Origin of the sequence: Streptomyces sp. NPDC127084, from assembly GCF_042724175.1 — a bacterium.
Classification (GTDB): Bacteria; Actinomycetota; Actinomycetes; order Streptomycetales; family Streptomycetaceae; genus Streptomyces.
The window spans coordinates 2,402-17,549 of the sequence record NZ_JBHXFA010000084.1 but is presented as its reverse complement, the minus strand read 5'-3'; the positions used below and the strand labels follow the sequence as shown (position 1 = coordinate 17,549).

Here is a 15,148-nt window from a genome sequence, read left to right as displayed (position 1 = left end):
CGGGGGGGGGGGCTCCCCCGTGCCCCGGGGGGCGCGTGGTTATTTCCCTCCGCGTTGCCCCCCCCACGCCCTGGGGGGGGGGGCCGACTGTTTTGCCCCGTGGTGGCACCGCCATGCAGCACCGCGAGGCAGATCCGCGGGGACCGGGACGGCTCAGCCGAAGCGGCCCGAGATGTAGTCCTCCGTCGCCTGGACCGACGGGTTCGAGAAGATCCGCTCGGTCTCGTCTATCTCGATCAGCCGGCCCGGCTGCCCGACAGCCGACAGGTTGAAGAACGCCGTACGGTCCGACACACGCGCCGCCTGCTGCATGTTGTGCGTCACGATGACGATCGTGAAGCGCTCCTTCAGCTCACCGATCAGGTCCTCGATCGCGAGCGTCGAGATCGGGTCCAGCGCCGAGCAGGGCTCGTCCATCAGCAGCACGTCCGGCTCGACCGCGATGGCGCGGGCGATGCACAGGCGCTGCTGCTGGCCGCCGGAGAGACCGGAGCCGGGCTTGTTCAGGCGGTCCTTGACCTCGTTCCACAGGTTGGCGCCCTTGAGCGAGCGCTCCACGACGTCGCCGAGCTCGCGCTTGTTGTACTTGCCGTTGAGCCGCAGGCCCGCCGCCACATTGTCGAAGATCGACATGGTCGGGAACGGGTTGGGCCGCTGGAACACCATGCCGACCGTGCGGCGTACGGCGACCGGGTCGACGCCCGAGCCGTAGAGGTTCTCGTCGTCCAGCATCACCTTGCCCTCGACGCGGCCACCGGGGGTGACCTCGTGCATACGGTTCAGGGTGCGCAGGAAGGTGGACTTGCCGCAGCCGGAGGGGCCGATGAAGGCGGTCACCGAGCGGGGCTCCACGGTCATCGAGATGTCCTCGATCGCCTTGTGGGAGCCGTAGAAGGCGGACAGTCCGCTGACGTCAATTCGCTTGGCCATGAGAGATCACTTCCAGATCGCCGCGTCAGCGGCCGGTCTTCGGGGCCTTCCAGCGGGCGATGCCGCGGGCCACCAGGTTGAGGAGCATGACGAAGGCGATCAGCACCAGGGCGGCGGCCCAGGCGCGGTCGTACGACGCCTCGCTGCCGACCCGGTACTGCTCCCAGATGTAGTAGGGGAGCGAGGACTGGGCGCCTTCGAACGGGTTGTTGTTGATCAGCTGGTTACCGAAGACGAGCAGCATGATCGGGGCGGTCTCACCGGCGATACGGGCGATGGCGAGCATCACACCGGTGGTGATTCCGCCGACCGCGGTGGGGATGACCACCTTGAGGATCGTGCGGTACTTCGGGACGCCGAGGGCCAGCGACGCTTCACGCAGCTCGTTGGGGACGAGCTTGAGCATCTCCTCGGTGGAGCGGACCACGACCGGGATCATCAGGATGGTCAGGGCAAGCGAGCCCATGAATCCGGACGGCTGTAGATCGGCCAGCAGCATGATCGACAGGATGAACAGTCCCGCGACGATCGACGGGATGCCCGTCATGACGTCCACGAAGAAGGTGACGGCCTTGGCGAGCGCGCCCCGGCCGTACTCGACGAGGTAGATCGCGGTCATCAGACCGATCGGCACGGCGATCAGGGTGGCGAGGCCGACCTGCTCCAGGGTGCCGATGATGGCGTGGTAGACACCGCCGCCCTCCTCGAAGCCGGGCACTCCGGCCATCGAGTGGCCGAGGAAGTAGCCGTCGAGGGCCTTGAGGCCGCGGCTGAGGGTGACCCAGATCAGCGAGAGCAGCGGGATCACGGCGAGCACGAAGCAGACCCAGACGATGCTGGTGGCAAGCCGGTCCTTGGCCTGGCGGGTGTTCTCGACCACCGAGGTGGTGATGTACGAGATCGTCAGGAACAGCAGAGCCGAGATCAGGCCCCACTGGACCTTGCTCTCCAGGCCGAAGACGGCGCCGATGCCGGTGCCGAGTGCGATCGCGAGTACGGCGAAGGCGGGCTGGGACCAGCGGGGCAGTCCGCGGCGGCTGAGGCTGGCGCCGGGCCCGGGGGCGGCGGGGCGGACGTCCTTCATGGCGGTGTTGCTCATCAGGCGTTCGCCCCCGAGTACTCCTTGCGGCGCGCGATGATCATGCGTGCGGCGCCGTTGACCAGCAGGGTGAGGACGAAGAGGACCAGACCGGAGGCGATCAGCGCGTCGCGTCCGAACTCGTTGGCCTCGTCGAACTTGGCGGCGATGTTCTGGGCGAACGTACCGCCGCCCGGGTTCAGGATGTGCCCCGAGATCAGGAAGCTCGGGGACAGCACGGTCGCGACGGCCATCGTCTCGCCGAGTGCTCGGCCGAGACCCAGCATCGAGGCGGAGATGACGCCGGAGCGGCCGAAGGGCAGCACCGACATCCGGATGACCTCCCAGCGGGTGGCGCCGAGCGCCAGGGCGGCTTCCTCGTTCATCCGCGGGACCTGGAGGAAGACCTCGCGGCTGACGCTGGTGACGATCGGCAGGATCATGATCGCCAGCAGGATGCCCACGGTGAACAGCGAGCGCGGCACGCCGATCTCGGTCTTCTCGAAGACGTAGGTCCAGCCGAGGTACTCGTCCAGCCAGAGGTTCAGGCCCTCCAGGTACGGGACCAGGAAGAGGGCGCCCCAGATGCCGTAGATGATCGAGGGCACCGCCGCCAGCAGGTCGACCACGTACGCGAGGGGTGCGGCTAGGCGGCGCGGGGCGTAGTGCGAGATGAACAGTGCGATGCCGACGGCGATCGGGACCGCGATGGCCATCGCGATGACCGAGCTGACGATCGTGCCGAAGAGCAGGACGGCGATGCCGAAGACCGGCGGGTTGCCGGCCGGGTTCCAGTCGAAGGTGGTGAGGAAGTTGCCTTCGTCCTTGGAGATCGCGAGGGAGGCGCGGTAGGCGAGGAACACGGCGATGGACGCCATGATCACAAGCAGCAGGATGCCCGAGCCCCGGGAGAGGCCCAGGAAGACCTTGTCGCCCGCGCGGCCGGTGGAAGTGGCCCGGCGCGAGGCGGCCGGGTTGCCCGGCGGTGTCTCTATGGGTGTCGTGGAAGCCATGTTCTTTCCGGTCTGGGTGGGGGAGGTCCGCGGTTTACGGGTCCCCTGGCGGCGGTGCACCGGATGGTGTCGGCGGTGGCCGGCCCGACCCTTCAGGGTTGGGCGGGCCGGCTACCGCGGACGGTGTGCCGGGTCGTGTTCCGGGGTGTACCCCGGGTGTGGCCCGGGGCTTGCCGGAGGCCCGGCGACGTTCTACTGGAGACCGGCGACGGTCTCGCGGACCTTGGCGTTGATCTCCTGCGGGATCGGGGCGTAGCCGGCCTCGGAGAGCAGCTTCTGGCCCTCGTCGGACGCGGTGTAGGTGAGGAAGGACTTGACCGCGCCCAGGGTCTCGGGCTTGTTGCCCTTGTCGCAGACGATCTCGTAGGTCACGAGAACCAGCGGGTAGGCGCCGGCGGCCTTGGTGGCGTAGTCCAGCTTCAGGGCGAGGTCCTTGCCGGTGCCTTCGATCTTGGCGGCGGCGATCGCCTTGGAGGCGTTCTCCGGGGTCGCCTGCACGGGGGCGCCGGCGCCGGTGTTGATGTCGACGGTCGGGATGGACTGCGAGGTGGCGTAGGACAGCTCGAAGTAGCCGATGGCGCCGGCGACCGACTTGACCTGGGCCGCGACACCGGAGGAGCCGGAGGCTGCCTGGCCGCCCGGGGCGGGCCACTTCTTCTCGGGCTCGTACTTCCAGGCGTCCGGGGCGGCCTTGCTGAGGTACTTGCCCAGGTTCTGGGTGGTGCCGGAGTCCTCGGAGCGGTGGAAGGCCTGGATCGCGGTGCTCGGGAGCTTGACGCCGGGGTTGAGCTTGGCGATCGCCGGGTCGTCCCACTTCTTGATCTTCGTGTCGAAGATCTTGGCGAGGGTGGGGGCGTCCAGGACCAGGCTGTCGACGCCGGGCAGGTTGTAGCCGATGGCGATCGGGCCGCCGACCATCGGCAGGTTGATGCCGGTGCCGCCGGTGCAGACCTTCTTGGACTCGGCGACCTCCTCCGGCTTCAGCGCGGAGTCGGAGCCGGCGAAGCCCACGGTGCCCTGGTTGAACGCGACGATGCCCTCGCCGGAGGAGGAGGACTTGTAGTTGACCTGCGCGCCGGTGCAGGCGGCCATGTAGTTCTTGACCCAGAGGTCCATGGCGTTCTTCTGCGCGCTGGAGCCGGAAGCCATCAGCTGGCCCTTGGCGTCGTCGCACTTGACGGTGGAAGCAGCCTTGCTCGCGTCGCCGGTGCCGCCGGTTGAGCCGCCAGTGTTGTCGTCCGAGCCGCACGCCGTGAGGACCAGGGCGCCGGAGACCGCGAGGGCAGCGAGCGCGGTGGCGCGAAGCCCGTTGTTGCGCTGAAGCTTCACTTTCGGGTGTTCCTTCCAGGAGCGCCGGTCAGGGACGCCGTCTCGGTGACGGTGACGTTGTACGGCGGCGCGCGTCGGGGTCGGTGGTCCGGCACTGCGCCGGTCACCTTGTAGGCCCGAAATTAGGCAGATCAGGTGAAGCCGCCGACGGAGGAGAGTGAACGGGAGGTGAACCCTGTCGGGCGGGGGAGTTCCTGGGGTACTGGGCGAGGACGCTGGTCGTTCAGGGGGTGATCGGGTCATCCGCGGTGAGGCCTGTGACGCCGATGGGTGTCCGCGACGCAGTGCCCGCTCGCGGAGGTAATGAAACATCCCTTTGCTAGGGATATTTGTCCAATGGCCCGGAAATCCCGCGTAGTGAGACGAGGACGTCCACAAGCTGGCGGTCCCGTGGCTGGGTGAGCCGGGCACGTGCCGCGTCGGGCGGCAGCCAGACGATGCGGTCGACTTCCTTGTCCGGGACGAAGTGCCCGGGGGTGTGCGCCTCGGCGGCCCAGTAGCTGACCTCTTTGGGCCGCCCGTTCACCAGGTAGTGGACCGTGGGCAGCCGCGGTCCGGGGGTGCAGTGGTGGCCGGTCTCTTCCAGGACCTCGCGCAGGGCGCCGGTGAGCGGGCCCTCCGCGGCCTTCAGCTTGCCCTTGGGGTGCGACCAGTCGTCGTAGCGCGGGCGGTGCACCAGGCAGATCTCGATGCCGCCCGCTACACGGCCGGGGGCGGCGGCACGGCGCCACAGCACGCATCCCGCCGCGCGGATCAGCTCGCCGTTCGCCGGGCCACTGGTGCTCATGCCGTTCACGGGGTGGCCACCGTTCGGCTGCCCCGGGAGTCCGCGGGGCCGTGCGACACCTCCTGCCAGACCTGGTGGAAGGTGAAACGCGCGGCCTCGACCTCATGCCGCTGGTCGGCGTGCAGCACACCCAGGGCGTAGGCGGTCGCCGGTGCGATACGGGGGGTACGGGCGGCGGCCGCGGCGGCAGACGCCGCCTCGGCCGCGTCCCGGTGCCGGTCGAGCGCGCGTGCGGCGACGGTCAGCAGCGGGTCCGTACCGGAAGTCCGGACCCCGGCCCTGACGCTGACCTCCCGTGCGTAGCGGTGCAGCCGCAGCAGCGCCCGGGCCTGGTGCCAGGGCGCGTCCTGGGCCTCTTCGGCAGGGAGGTCCGCCAGGCCGTGCACCAGCGCTTCGGCGTTGTACGGGTGAGCGGCCCGGGCCAGCGGCAGTATGGCCACGGCGTCCAGCAGCTTCTGCTCCGTGGCGTCCGCGTGCGGGTCGAGCACCTCGGCCGGAGCGCTGGCGGCGGCGGTGAGGGGCACCTCGGAGGCGAGGAGTGCCACGGCGTCGGCGACCGCGTGGAACCGCGACGAGCCCAGCGCCCGCAAGGCGGCGGAGTGGGCGCGGGTCCGGCTCAGGGTGAGCTGCCGTTCGAGCAGTGCTCCGGCGCGTGCGGCGCCGAGGGCGAGCGCCCCACGCGCTCCCGCGACGCCGGCCGCCGCCCGGTGAGCCCCTGTGCCGGCGGCCCCTGCGCCGTCGGCACCCGCCTGCGTACGAGCGGGATGCGGCACCGCACCCGCGCCGAGCGCTGCCGCACCGGGCACTGCCGCGCCGGACAGGCGCGACAGCGCGTCGAGCAGCCTGGCGAGCCTGGACGTGCAGGCGTGCTCCTGGGCGAGCATCCCGGACAGCCAGGCCAGCTCCGTACGCAGCTCGTCGGCCCAGGCGGGCTCCAGCAGCGCCCGGTAGGTGTGCAGCGCCCCGCAGATCCGGCGGGCGGTGCGGCGCAGGGCGCGGGCCGCCTGCTCCGCGCCCTCCGCGTCTGCACCGCTCTCGCGGTGCGACCGCAGACTGCGCAGGAAGCCCGCGGCCTGCGTGTGCAGATATCCCGCCAGGACCTGGTCGGCGCCGGTTCCCCGCGGCACCAGGGGAAGGTCAGGGCTTTGCACGCCGGCGCCTCCGCGCGTCGATGAGCGTTTCCTGTACGTTCCGCAGCGGCTGGCCGTCCGCGTCCGTGGAGTGCCGGGTCCATTCCCCGTCCGGCCCGAGGTGCCAGGACGAGGTGGTCTCGGACATGCCGGTCTCCAGCAGCCGGTTCAGTGCCGCGCGGTGGGCCGGGTCGGTGACCCGGACGAGTGCCTCGATACGGCGGTCGAGGTTGCGGTGCATCATGTCGGCGCTGCCGATCCACACCTCGGGCTCACCGCCGTTGCCGAAGGTGAAGACCCGGGAGTGTTCGAGGAAGCGGCCGAGGATCGAGCGGACCCGGACGTTCTCCGAGAGGCCCGGCACACCGGGGCGTATCGCGCAGATACCGCGCACCCAGATGTCGACCGGCACTCCGGCCTGCGAGGCGCGGTAACAGGCGTCGATGATCGCCTCGTCCACCATGGAGTTGACCTTGATCCGCACATACGCGGGGCGGCCCGCCCTCTGGTGGGCGATCTCCTTGTTGATCCGCGAGACCAGTCCGTCGCGCAGTGACCTCGGCGCGACCAGCAGCCTGCGGTAGGTCTCCCGGCGCGAGTAGCCGGACAGCCGGTTGAAGAGGTCCGACAGGTCCGCGCCGACCTGCGGGTCTGCCGTGAGCAGCCCGAGGTCCTCGTAGAGGCGCGCGGTCTTCGGGTGGTAGTTGCCGGTGCCGACATGCGAGTAGCGGCGCAGGATCTCGCCCTCCTGGCGGACCACCAGCGACAGCTTGCAGTGGGTCTTCAGGCCGACCAGGCCGTACACGACATGGCAGCCGGACTCCTCCAGCTTGCGCGCCCACTTGATGTTGGCCTGCTCGTCGAAGCGGGCCTTGATCTCGACCAGGACGAGCACCTGCTTGCCGGACTCGGCGGCGTCGATCAGGGCGTCGACTATGGGTGAGTCACCGGAGGTCCGGTACAGCGTCTGCTTGATCGCGAGGACCTCGGGGTCGGCCGCGGCCTGCTCCAGGAAGGCCTGCACGGAGGTCGAGAACGAGTCGTACGGGTGGTGCAGCAGTACGTCGCGCTCGCGCAGCGCCGCGAAGATGTCGGGCGCCGACGCCGACTCGACCTCGGACAGGTCGCGGTGGGTGCCGGCGATGAACTTCGGGTACTTCAGCTCGGGCCGGTCCTGCGAGGCGATACCGAACAGGCCGGTGAGGTCGAGCGGCCCGGGCAGCGGATAGACCTCCGATTCGGAGATCTTCAGCTCGCGCACCAGCAGGTCCAGTACGTACGGGTCGATCGACTCCTCGACCTCGAGCCGCACCGGCGGGCCGAAGCGGCGCCGCATGAGCTCCTTCTCCAGAGCCTGGAGCAGGTTCTCCGCGTCGTCCTCCTCGACCTCCAGGTCCTCGTTCCTGGTCACCCGGAACATATGGTGCGCCAGCACCTCCATACCGGGGAACAGCTCCTCCAGGTGCGCCGCGATCACGTCCTCCAGTGGGACGTAGCGCTGCGGGGAGGCCTCCAGGAAGCGCGACAGCAGCGGCGGCACCTTGACCCGGGCGAAGTGGCGGTGGCCGCTGACCGGGTTGCGCACCACGACGGCGAGGTTGAGGGAGAGCCCCGAGATATACGGGAAGGGGTGGGCCGGGTCGACCGCCAGCGGGGTGAGCACCGGGAAGATCTGCTGGCGGAACAGGGTGAACAGCCGGGCCTGCTCCTTGTCCGTGAGCTCGGGCCAGCGGATCAGATGGATGCCCTCGTCGGCCAGGGCCGGGGCGATGTCCTGCTGGTAGCAGGCGGCGTGCCGGGCCATGAGCTCACGGGAGCGGTTCCAGATCAGCTCCAGTACCTCGCGCGGCTGGAGACCGGAGGCCGAGCGGGTCGCGACACCGGTGGCGATACGCCGCTTCAGACCGGCGACGCGGACCATGAAGAACTCGTCCAGGTTCGAAGCGAAGATGGCGAGGAAATTGACCCGCTCCAGCAGCGGGGTCGCCGGGTCCTCGGCGAGTTCGAGCACCCGTTCGTTGAACGCGAGCCAACTACGCTCCCGGTCGAGGAACCGGCCCTGGGGCAGTTCCTCGCCCTCCTCGCCGGTGGCCGCTTCGTAGGCGTCGGCGTCGCCGTCGATATCGGGTTCCAGGTCGGAGACCACGGCGGCGACCGTGTGCGGACGGTGTGCGGCGATGGAACCGACGGACGGCTGTATGTGCTGGACCGGTACCTCGGCTGGCTGCTTGCTCATGAACCCATTCTTCCGCGCGGAAGGGGTACCAAGCGCGTTGGAGCGAGCGGTGGAGGCTGCATCCACCGAGCGTCGCAAGGGTGCCTGAATGCCCGGTAACGGGAACATGACGGCTGGGTACACCGTGGCGCCCCGTCACCCGGGGACGCGGGGTGCCGCGCCCCCGTGTCGGCACCCGGAACTCACGCGTGGCGGCGCCGCAGCACCCGGAAGGCCGCGAACGTCACCGCGGCGGCGAGAACCAGCGCGATCCCGGTCTCGACGAGCTGGATCGGCCAGCAGTGCGACGGCGGGTGGAAGACCGCGTACCACTCGCTGACGCCCTGCCCGGAATGGCTGCCCGTGGGCTGGGTGCCTCCGGGCGCCCAGTACTCCGGGACCCGTGCGCCGTCCACCACCACGCCGTTCTCCTGCTGCCAGGCGCTTTCGGCGAGCTGGCCCTGGGAGCGCTGCCAGACCACGTCACGCGTGGGCCACAGCCGGTCCCGCCAGAGCTCGGCGGACAGCATCACGAACGCGGTGACGAGGACCGCGACGCCGCCGGCGGCCACCGCCCGGCGCAGCAGCAGTCCGGCGAGTGCGCCCGTCGCGAGGGCGAGCAGGCCGTAGGCGATGGACGCAGGGCCGAGGGCCAGGAAGACATCGGTGTGGTACCACTCGTCGATCAGTACGTCCTCCCCGCCATTGCGGGCCCAGCGGTAGACGTACGACAGCAGGCCGGCCCCGGCGGTGGACACGATCGCCGCCACCGCCAGTTTGACGGCGAGCCAGCGAGCCGGGGTGAGGGCGGACTGGGTCCAGACGAGCTGGGCCGTACCGCGCTCCAGTTGGCCGCCGATGAGCCACGCGCCCGCGAAGAAGGCCAGCGGGAGCGGGAGCCAGGCGATGACGGTGGCGGCGGAGCTCAGGGAACTGCCGTAGTCGAACTGGAGAGCCCAGGCCGGCACCGGGCTGTTCGCGTCGAGGCGTTCCAGCACGGCGGCGCCGATGAAACGCAGCGCGATGAGCCCGGCAGCCGACAGTGTGACGAACGCTCCGAAGAGCAGCAGGGCCGTGCGGTGCGGCAGGAAGAGGGGCCGGGCGGACCCGGACAGGGATGGGGTGCTCATACGGCCTCGATGGTCGGTCGGGTAGGTACGGGTGAGCGCTCAGGTTGTTCGGCAGTCGGGGGCTGGTGGTCTGGTTGTCGGGTGCCCACTCCCAGGCGCGCTGGCGGTCCGGCGGTCTGGTCATCGGGTGGTCCGGCGCTTCGGCGGTCTCGCCGTCCCGCGCGCTCCGGCGGTCCGGCGGTCCGGCGGTCGGGCCTCCCGGCGCCCAAGCGCCCAAGCGCCCAGGCGGTCCGGCGCTCAGGCGTGCAGTCGGCGCAGGACGCGGAAGGCCGCGAACGCCACGGCCGCCGCCAGCGCCAGCACGATGGCGGTCTCGACAAACTGGATCGGCCAGAAGTGTGACGGCGGGTGGTGGAGCACGTAGTCCGTGACTCCGCCCCGGCCCGTCAGACACTGCTCCACGCCCTGGTCGGACCAGCCCTGTCCGGCGCAGTCCTCCACGCGCAGCCGTGTGCCGGATGCGGTGAGCTGCCCGGACTCCTGCCACCAGGTGTCGATGCCGTCCCGGCCCGGAAACCACTCCAGATCCAGTCCGTCACCGGTCGCCATGGCCTGGGGCCACAGGTGCGGACGCAGTTGGCCCAGCGCGAGCAGCACGGAGCCGGTCGCGAATCCGGCGAGGCTCATCGCGACGAGGGTGCGCTGGACCAGCAGCCCGAGCAGGGCGCCGACGGCGGTCGCCAGCAGGGTGTACGCCATCGTGGTGATGCCGAGGGCCGCGTACGGCTGCGCCTCCCAGATGGACAGCGGCATGTCCTGGCGTATCGGCGTCCAACTCCAGCGGTAGACGCCGCCCAGCAGCGCGGCGCCGGGCACCACCACGGCCGCCGTGAGCGCCAGCTTCACGGCGAGCCAGTGGGCTGGTGTCACCGACTGGCTCCAGGCGAGGCGGTGGGCCCCGGAATCCATTTCGCGTGCCACCAGCGGACCGGCGACGAACAGCGCGACGAGCAGCGGCAGCAGAGTGATCGCCAGGTCGGCTTGGTCCACCGCCGCCCTCAGCAGGCTGTGGGTCTCCGGGTCGGCTCGGATGTAGCTGAGCCGTGCCGCGACCAGACCGCCCATACTCACGACTGCCACGCCCAGCACTGTCCACAGCGTGCGGCGATGCTGGCGTACGGTCACCCAGCGCGCGCCGCTCAGCGGCAGCAGTCCCAGTGGCTGCGCGCTCATGATGCGATGCCTTCGGCGGACGGGGTGAGCAGCACGGGTGCGTCGGGGGCCCGCAGATGGGCCAGTACCAGCTCCTCCAGGGAGGGTTCCGAGGCCGTCAGGCTGTCGGGGAGCGGCCCTTCGCGGCGTATCAGCGCGGTCAGCCCGCGTCCGGTCGTACGGGACTCCACGACGGTGTGCGGTGCGAGCACCATGCCGGCGGGGCCGGTCACCAGGCGGTGCGCGGTGATCAGGTCGTCGATGCCGCCGCCCAGCCGGATCCGGCCGCCGGCGACGAGCAGCAGGTAGTCGCAGGCGCCCTCCAGCTCGCTGACGATGTGCGAGGACATCACCACGGTCGTGCCGTGCTCGGCGGCTTCGGCGAGCAGCGCGCCCATCAGCTGGTGGCGGGCGAGCGGGTCGAGGTCGGCCATCGGCTCGTCGAGGAGCAGCAGTTCGGCCCGCTTGCCGAGGGCGAGAGCGAGTGCGACGCGGGTGCGCTGACCGCCGGAGAGGCCGCGTATCCGGGCCTCGGGATCGAGTTCGCCACCGTCCACGATCCGCCGGGCGACCTCGTCGTCCCAGCGACCGGGGTTGAGCTCGCGGCCCATGCGCAGTGTCTCGGCCACCGTGAGCTGGGGAAACAGCGGCTTGTCCTGGCTGACGTAGGCGATCCGCTCGCGGGCCGCCGCCGGGTGTTCGCCGAGCACCCGCAGCGAGCCTTCGGTGGGCCGCAGCAGTCCCGCCGCGGTGGCCAGCAGGCTGGACTTGCCGGCGCCGTTGGGGCCGACGACGGCGCAGACCCGGCCCGCGGGCAGGGTGAAGGAGCAGTCCTGCAGGGCCCAGACGCGCCGGTACTGCCTGCCGAGTCCGGTCGCCTGGATGGCGGCGTGATCGGTCATATGTCGTTGTCCCCTTGCTCCTGTGCGGTGAAGTGCTCGTCGAGTACGGCGCTGAAGAGCGCGGCCACGTCGTCCCGACCGAGGCCCTCGCCACGGGCGCGCACCGCCCAGTCGGCGAGTTCGCCGCGGAGCGGGGAGTCGGCACCGGCGGTGCCGAGGGTCTTGCGCACGAAGGTGCCGAGGCCGCGCCGGGCCTCGACCAGGCCCTCGCGCTCCAGCTCGCGATACGCCTTGAGCACGGTGTTCGGGTTGATCGCCGTGGCTTCCACCACCTCGCGGGCGGTGGGCAGCCGGTCGCCGGGCTCCAGCAGGCCGAGGCGCAGGGCCTGCTTGGTCTGCTGGACGATCTGCACATAGGTGGCGATGCCACTGCGCCGGTCGATCCGGTACTCGATCACAACACCACCCTTTCACTAATCAAGTAGTGAAAGGGTGGTGCAAAGAAGGGGGCGGTGTCAACCGCCCCCTTCTTCGCCCTGGTTCCGCGCGGGCTCAGGTCTCCGAGCGGTACATCAGATCGACCTCGTGCGTTGCGAACCCGAGCCGCTCGTACACCCTGAGTGCCGCCGTGTTGTCCGCGTCGACGTACAGCATCGCCGTCGGCAGCCCCTCGGCGGCGAGATGGCGCAGTCCGACCGCGGTGAGCGCCTTGCCGAGTCCGGAGCCCTGTGCGTCGGGACGCAGTCCGACCACGTACACCTCGCCGAGCTGCTCCTCGGCGTGCACCTTCGTCCAGTGGAAGCCGATGATCTCGCCGTCGCGTTCGGCGAGGAAGAAGCCCTTGGGGTCGAACCAGGGCTCTTCCTTGCGGTCGTCCAGATCGCGCTGGGTCAGTGAGCCCTGCTCGGGGTGGTGGGCGAAGGCCGCCGCGTTGACCGCGAGCCAGGCCGTGTCGTCCTGCCCCGGGATGAACGTACGAATGGTGACACCCTTGGGCAGATCGGGCTCGCGGATGATCGGAGTGCCCAACGGTCGGCGCAGCTGGCGAAGTTCGCGGAACAGGGTGAGCCCGAGCACCTGGGCCAGATGCCGGGCCGCGGACTTGCCGCCGTGCGCCCACACCCGCAGCCGCTTGCCCGACGCCGCGAGCAGTGCGTTGCCGAGGGCGCGCCCGTGGCCCCTGCCCCGATGGCTGGGGTGGATGACCAGCTCGGCCGCCGGAGCCTCGACCGGGTCGGTGTCCTCAAGCTGGGCATAACCACGCAGATCGCCGGCGACGGTGAGCAGGAAGTGCCGCACGCCGGCCCGCTGCCCGTGGCGCAGCTGGAGCCTTCCCTGCTCGGATACGGCCTGCATGCCGTCGGCGCGAGCGGCCACGGAGAGCAGGGTGAGGACGTCCTCGGCCTGCTCCGGGGTGAGTTCGTCGAGTGACTGGATCTGCCTGCCGGGCTCTAGAGCGGGGGCTGCGTCTGTCATACACCGAGGGTACGGCGCCGGACCGCAGCCGATCGGAAACCAGGTCGTAACCCTTTACCCCTGTTGCGCTACGCGCGTTGACAATAGGCTGCCCGGCTGAGGACGGCTGTCGTCCCGTTGAACCACGCTGAACTGACAAGGGGACAGATGTCAGCGACACCTAACCGGAAGCGCGGACGCATACTGGCCGTCGTCGCCGGACTGACCACCATCGGCGCCCTGGCCGCGGCCATGCCCGCGGGCGCCGCCGAGGACCGCGCCCAGGGCTACGGCTTCGGGTACGGCCACGGCAAGGACCGCACCGTGGACGTGCAGCTGCTGTCCTTCAACGACCTGCACGGCAACCTCCAGCCGCCGTCCGGCTCCTCCGGGCGTGTCACGCACACCAACGAGGACGGCACCACCAAGACCATCGACGCGGGTGGCGTCGAGTACCTCGCCACGCACCTGCGTGAGGCCCGCAAGGACCAGAAGTACTCGATCACGGCCGCCGCGGGCGACATGGTCGGGGCTTCGCCGCTGCTGTCCGGCCTGTTCCACGACGAGCCCACCATCGAGGCGCTCAACAAGCTGGACCTCGACGTCACCTCAGTGGGCAACCATGAGTTCGACGAGGGCTACAAGGAGCTGAAGCGGCTCCAGTACGGCGGCTGCCACGCCACCGAGGGCTGCTACGAGAAGAACGCCAAGGGTAGGTCGAAGTACTTCTGGGGTGCCGACTTCCCGTTCCTGGCCGCCAACGTGGCCAAGGAGAAGTCGGGCCGTCCGATCCTGGACCCGTACTTCGTCTGGGAGAAGAACGGGGTGAAGATCGGTTTCATCGGTGTCACCCTGGAGGGCACGCCGAACATCGTCTCCGCCGAGGGCATCAAGGGCCTGAAGTTCTCCGACGAGGTCGAGACGATCAACAAGTACACCCGGATCCTGGAGCGCCAGGGCGTCAAGTCCATCGTCGCGCTGCTGCACGAGGGCGGGCTCCCGGCCTCCTCCTCGTACAACTACAACTGCGACAGCCCGGGCCCGGGCGACGGCATCTCCGGTCCGATCGTGGACATCGCCAAGAACGTCAGCCCGCAGGTCGACGCCATGATCACCGGCCACACCCACACGGCGTACGCGTGCACCATCCCGGACCCGGCCGGCAACCCGCGCATGGTCACCTCGGCGGCCTCCTTCGGCAAGCTGTACACGGACACCACGCTGACGTACGACCGCCGCACCCGCGACATCGTGCGTACGTCGGTCGCCTCCGCCAACCACGTCGTCACCCGTGACGTGGCGAAGGCCGAGGACATGACGCAGCTGATCGACCGCTGGAACGCGCTGGCCGCGCCCATCGCGAACCGTCCCGTCGGTTACATCTCCGGCGACATCGACAACCCCGCCGACGGCCTCGAGAAGCCGCTCGGCAACCTGATCACGGACGCCCAGCTGGAGAACATGGCCGCGGCCGACAAGGGTGGCGCCCAGATCGCGCTGATGAACCCGGGCGGTATCCGCGCGCCCTTCGTCTTCAAGGCGAGCGGCAGCGAGGGCGACGGTGTCGTGACGTACGGCGAGGCGTTCACCGTCCAGCCGTTCACCAACATGATGACCGCGGTCGACCTGACCGGTGCCCAGCTGATCACCGCGCTCCAGCAGCAGGTCAGCGGTTCCAACCAGGCCGCTCCGAAGATCCTCCAGGTCTCCAAGGGCTTCACCTACACCCTGGACATGACCAAGGCCGGCGCCGACCGGATCGTGGTGGACTCGGTGAAGCTGAACGGCGAGGCGATCGACCCGGCGAAGACCTACCGGGTCGCGATGAACGAGTTCCTCGCGGGCGGCGGCGACGGCTTCGCCGTCCTGAAGGAGCACAAGAACAAGCTGGTGGGCGGGTCCGACCTGGACGCCCTCCTCGCCTACTTCGCCGCGCACTCCAGCGCGAGCGGCCCGATCGCGGCCCCGGCCACCGGCCGGATCACCGTCATCAAGTAACACCCGCGTGGTGTGAGGGGGGGGCGAACCGGGGGGTGGCGGCCCGCCGCGGTAGCGGATCGGGCCCCGGGTGGCGGGGGCCGCGGCGG

Annotated in this window: 13 protein-coding genes; 1 reads left to right on the top strand and 12 read right to left on the bottom strand. The window is 70.2% G+C overall.

Translation table 11 applies throughout. The features are described 5' to 3' along the window. Window positions 1–153: 153 nt before the first annotated feature. From pstB to mshD, 12 genes are all read right to left on the bottom strand, one after another. Complete coding sequence (gene pstB / locus ACFWI9_RS20140; RefSeq protein ID WP_387163820.1) at window positions 154–930, bottom strand: phosphate ABC transporter ATP-binding protein PstB; 777 nt, start codon at window positions 928–930, stop codon at window positions 154–156. 25 nt (window positions 931–955) lie between these two features. Next, window positions 956–2,029 carry a phosphate ABC transporter permease PstA gene (gene pstA / locus ACFWI9_RS20135; RefSeq protein ID WP_387163818.1) on the bottom strand — a complete coding sequence of 358 codons (1,074 nt, stop codon included), beginning with the start codon at window positions 2,027–2,029 and terminating at the stop codon, window positions 956–958. Then, a complete protein-coding gene (pstC, locus tag ACFWI9_RS20130) occupies window positions 2,029–3,021 on the bottom strand; it encodes a phosphate ABC transporter permease subunit PstC (protein WP_387163816.1) in 993 nt (330 codons plus the stop codon). The genes pstA and pstC overlap by 1 nt, the downstream gene beginning before the upstream one ends. A 192-nt stretch (window positions 3,022–3,213) precedes the next feature. Then, window positions 3,214–4,350, bottom strand: a complete 1,137-nt coding sequence (gene pstS / locus ACFWI9_RS20125) for a phosphate ABC transporter substrate-binding protein PstS (RefSeq protein ID WP_387163814.1) — start codon at window positions 4,348–4,350, stop codon at window positions 3,214–3,216. Between the two features lie 319 nt (window positions 4,351–4,669). Then, entirely contained in the window at window positions 4,670–5,137 is a 468-nt protein-coding gene (locus ACFWI9_RS20120; protein ID WP_387163813.1) for an NUDIX hydrolase, read from the bottom strand. A 5-nt stretch (window positions 5,138–5,142) separates the two neighbouring features. Continuing rightward, a complete protein-coding gene (locus ACFWI9_RS20115; RefSeq protein WP_387163811.1) occupies window positions 5,143–6,264 on the bottom strand; it encodes a CHAD domain-containing protein in 1,122 nt (373 codons plus the stop codon). A 10-nt stretch (window positions 6,265–6,274) separates the two neighbouring features. Then, on the bottom strand, window positions 6,275–8,503 hold the full coding sequence (locus tag ACFWI9_RS20110) for an RNA degradosome polyphosphate kinase (RefSeq protein ID WP_387163809.1): 2,229 nt from the start codon (window positions 8,501–8,503) through the stop codon (window positions 6,275–6,277). 182 nt (window positions 8,504–8,685) lie between these two features. Then, window positions 8,686–9,612 (bottom strand): hypothetical protein, encoded by a 927-nt coding sequence (locus tag ACFWI9_RS20105; protein WP_387163806.1) that lies wholly within the window; start codon window positions 9,610–9,612, stop codon window positions 8,686–8,688. A 237-nt stretch (window positions 9,613–9,849) separates the two neighbouring features. Continuing rightward, the gene (locus tag ACFWI9_RS20100; protein ID WP_387163803.1) at window positions 9,850–10,785 is read right to left on the bottom strand and encodes an ABC transporter permease; all 936 of its coding nucleotides are present in this window, start codon (window positions 10,783–10,785) and stop codon (window positions 9,850–9,852) included. After that, the gene (locus tag ACFWI9_RS20095; RefSeq protein ID WP_387163800.1) at window positions 10,782–11,666 is read right to left on the bottom strand and encodes an ABC transporter ATP-binding protein; all 885 of its coding nucleotides are present in this window, start codon (window positions 11,664–11,666) and stop codon (window positions 10,782–10,784) included. The genes ACFWI9_RS20100 and ACFWI9_RS20095 overlap by 4 nt, the downstream gene beginning before the upstream one ends. Next, a complete protein-coding gene (locus tag ACFWI9_RS20090) occupies window positions 11,663–12,064 on the bottom strand; it encodes a GntR family transcriptional regulator (protein WP_387163798.1) in 402 nt (133 codons plus the stop codon). The genes ACFWI9_RS20095 and ACFWI9_RS20090 overlap by 4 nt, the downstream gene beginning before the upstream one ends. Before the next feature lie 94 nt (window positions 12,065–12,158). Continuing rightward, the gene (gene mshD / locus ACFWI9_RS20085) at window positions 12,159–13,082 is read right to left on the bottom strand and encodes a mycothiol synthase (RefSeq protein WP_387163795.1); all 924 of its coding nucleotides are present in this window, start codon (window positions 13,080–13,082) and stop codon (window positions 12,159–12,161) included. A gap of 147 nt (window positions 13,083–13,229) precedes the next feature. Between mshD and ACFWI9_RS20080 the strand changes: the two genes are divergently transcribed. Further along, window positions 13,230–15,059 (top strand): bifunctional metallophosphatase/5'-nucleotidase, encoded by a 1,830-nt coding sequence (locus ACFWI9_RS20080; RefSeq protein WP_387163792.1) that lies wholly within the window; start codon window positions 13,230–13,232, stop codon window positions 15,057–15,059. Window positions 15,060–15,148: the final 89 nt, after the last annotated feature.

What these genes read in the sequence shown, in the direction of transcription:
- pstC (WP_387163816.1), bottom strand. Translation starts at nt 3,021, where the DNA reads ATGGCTTCCACGACACCCATAGAGACACCGCCGGGCAACCCGGCCGCC.
- pstB (WP_387163820.1), bottom strand. Translation starts at nt 930, where the DNA reads ATGGCCAAGCGAATTGACGTCAGCGGACTGTCCGCCTTCTACGGCTCC.
- ACFWI9_RS20120 (WP_387163813.1), bottom strand. Translation starts at nt 5,137, where the DNA reads ATGAGCACCAGTGGCCCGGCGAACGGCGAGCTGATCCGCGCGGCGGGA.
- mshD (WP_387163795.1), bottom strand. Translation starts at nt 13,082, where the DNA reads ATGACAGACGCAGCCCCCGCTCTAGAGCCCGGCAGGCAGATCCAGTCA.
- ACFWI9_RS20100 (WP_387163803.1), bottom strand. Translation starts at nt 10,785, where the DNA reads ATGAGCGCGCAGCCACTGGGACTGCTGCCGCTGAGCGGCGCGCGCTGG.
- ACFWI9_RS20095 (WP_387163800.1), bottom strand. Translation starts at nt 11,666, where the DNA reads ATGACCGATCACGCCGCCATCCAGGCGACCGGACTCGGCAGGCAGTAC.
- ACFWI9_RS20105 (WP_387163806.1), bottom strand. Translation starts at nt 9,612, where the DNA reads ATGAGCACCCCATCCCTGTCCGGGTCCGCCCGGCCCCTCTTCCTGCCG.
- ACFWI9_RS20110 (WP_387163809.1), bottom strand. Translation starts at nt 8,503, where the DNA reads ATGAGCAAGCAGCCAGCCGAGGTACCGGTCCAGCACATACAGCCGTCC.
- ACFWI9_RS20080 (WP_387163792.1), top strand. Translation starts at nt 13,230, where the DNA reads ATGTCAGCGACACCTAACCGGAAGCGCGGACGCATACTGGCCGTCGTC.
- pstA (WP_387163818.1), bottom strand. Translation starts at nt 2,029, where the DNA reads ATGAGCAACACCGCCATGAAGGACGTCCGCCCCGCCGCCCCCGGGCCC.